At 43.6% G+C, this 2,023-nt stretch carries 3 protein-coding genes; all 3 read right to left on the reverse strand.

What is annotated here, in order from left to right:
• Positions 1-197 (reverse strand): hypothetical protein (locus B4K20_RS15320; protein ID WP_289283581.1); only part of this gene is annotated, 197 nt, incomplete at its 3' end.
• Positions 198-216: 19 nt separating this feature from the next.
• Entirely contained in the window at positions 217-1,509 is a 1,293-nt protein-coding gene (locus tag B4K20_RS15325) for a M18 family aminopeptidase (protein WP_289283582.1), read from the reverse strand.
• 76 nt (positions 1,510-1,585) lie between these two features.
• The coding region (locus B4K20_RS15330) for a hypothetical protein (RefSeq protein WP_289283583.1) at positions 1,586-2,023 on the reverse strand (438 nt) is incomplete at its 5' end.

The following is a 2,023-nucleotide window of genomic DNA, read 5'->3' on the forward strand; positions in this document are numbered from 1 at the left end:
TCGCCATTGCGTTTTTGATAACGACGAATGGTGTATTTATCAGGACCAAAGTCACCGGTTTTACGATCAAGATCCTGATAACGGAACATTACTGTTGCCCATGCGCCTTTTGTCAGAATCACTTTGTCTAGCTCTTTAACCGTCATCGTGTCACCTTCATGGTATTCAACGGTTAATTCGTCCACTGTCTCAGCCATATGGATAAAAACTCCTCAATTATTTTTGATTGAAATAGGCGGTCAATACTTTATGTAGCATCACCGCATCCTGACTACCTGCTAATTCGCGAATGGAATGCATGGCAAATGTTGGCAAACCGATATCGATCGTCTTTACACCGATATGAGATGAAGTAATAGGCCCAATGGTACTCCCACAAGCCATATCTGTTCTGACCACAAAATCTTGAACCGGTACATCATTCTGCTCGCATAATTGCCTGAATAAGGCACTGGTCTGACTACTGGTAGCATAACGCTGATTGGCATTGGTTTTAATAACCGGTCCTTTGTTTAGTAAAGGACCATGTTCAGCATCATGTTTATCTGCATAGTTAGGATGAATGGCATGGGCATTATCCGCTGAAATCATCAACGACTGTTCGACCATACGCTGATACGCTTCATTGCCATCGACGAGTCGCTGTAATACGGCTTGAAGGAAAGTGCCCTGTGCGCCAGAAACAGATTGACTACCAACCTCTTCATGATCATTACATACCAGTAATGCCGATCTTGTATTGTCTGCAGCAAGTAAAGACTGCAACCCCACATAACAGCTCAGTAAGTTATCCAGTCTGGCGCTTGTTATAAAATCTGCAGACAAGCCCATTACTGCTGCTTTTTGCGTGTCATAAAAACACATTTCATAATCCAACACCCGACCGATGTTGATCTCAGGATGCTGCTGTCGGCATTGCTGTTCTAATAGCGCCCGGAAATCAAGTTTATCTCCGTCATCCATCTGAGCAAGAATCGGAGGCAGATGCAATTGCGGGTTGATACTGCGATTTTGATTCGCCTCTCTGTCCAGATGAATGGCCAGACTGGGGATAGTGGCAATAGGGTCTTTGAAATCGATAATGACTTGAGCAATTTGGCCTTGTGGATCCTCATAACTCACTCTGCCAGCAAGTGACAAGTCACGATCAAACCATGGGTTTAATAAGGCACCACCATACACTTCAACACCAAGCTGAAACAGGCTTTGTTGCACTTTTTCTGGCTTAGGTTTCACTTTCAGGCATGGGCTATCCGTATGTGCTCCCACCATACGAATCCCCGTATTGCTTAAATCATTCCCAGTTAAGGTGAATGCAATAATCGAAGCCTCACGAATAACAAAATAATGGCCTGCGTTTAACTGTCCCCAACTATCGGCTTCATGAAGCTGCTCAAAGCCCTTATCTTCTAATAACGTCTGCAGAGAAGCTACTGCATGGTACGGGGTCGGTGAAGCATCGAGGAATTGGCATAAACCCTGGTTAAAGTCGCTTGGCGAATATTTCATAATCAACGTCACATTACATGGGAGTAATAAAAGATTGGCTTATGATACCGATTTTCAAGCGGGCTTGTTACTGATGTTAATCATCAATTATCTGACCACGGTAGATTCGCAATGGCTTTTTGACTTTCGGCGATGGTGTTTGTGACACTACAGTTCGTTCATTTTCCTCAATTTCGACGCCGCGATAGATGCGTTTTTTACTGGCTGAAACCGGGTGAGGCACATCGTCACGATCAGAATCAAATGATACATTTAAAAAACGAAATATATTGGTGTCATCATCAAGAAAACTTCGGCCAGCCAATGGCATTTTGACGTTAGGTTTAAACGAATAACGCTCTACCTCCATCTCAGACCAATGTTTTAATACTTGTTCGCCACGATGAGGACCATGAGATAAAGCCACTACCCTGCCTTGTTCAAGCAAGATATGACAGGCACGATTTTGTATTGTGGTTATAAAGAAAGTCCCAGTCTGTTCTGCCTGAGACAGCGTGTAGAGTTGTTTGAGCAC

It is taken from the genome of Methylophaga sp. UBA5088, from assembly GCF_002414625.1.
GTDB lineage: Bacteria > Pseudomonadota > Gammaproteobacteria > Nitrosococcales > Methylophagaceae > Methylophaga > Methylophaga marina.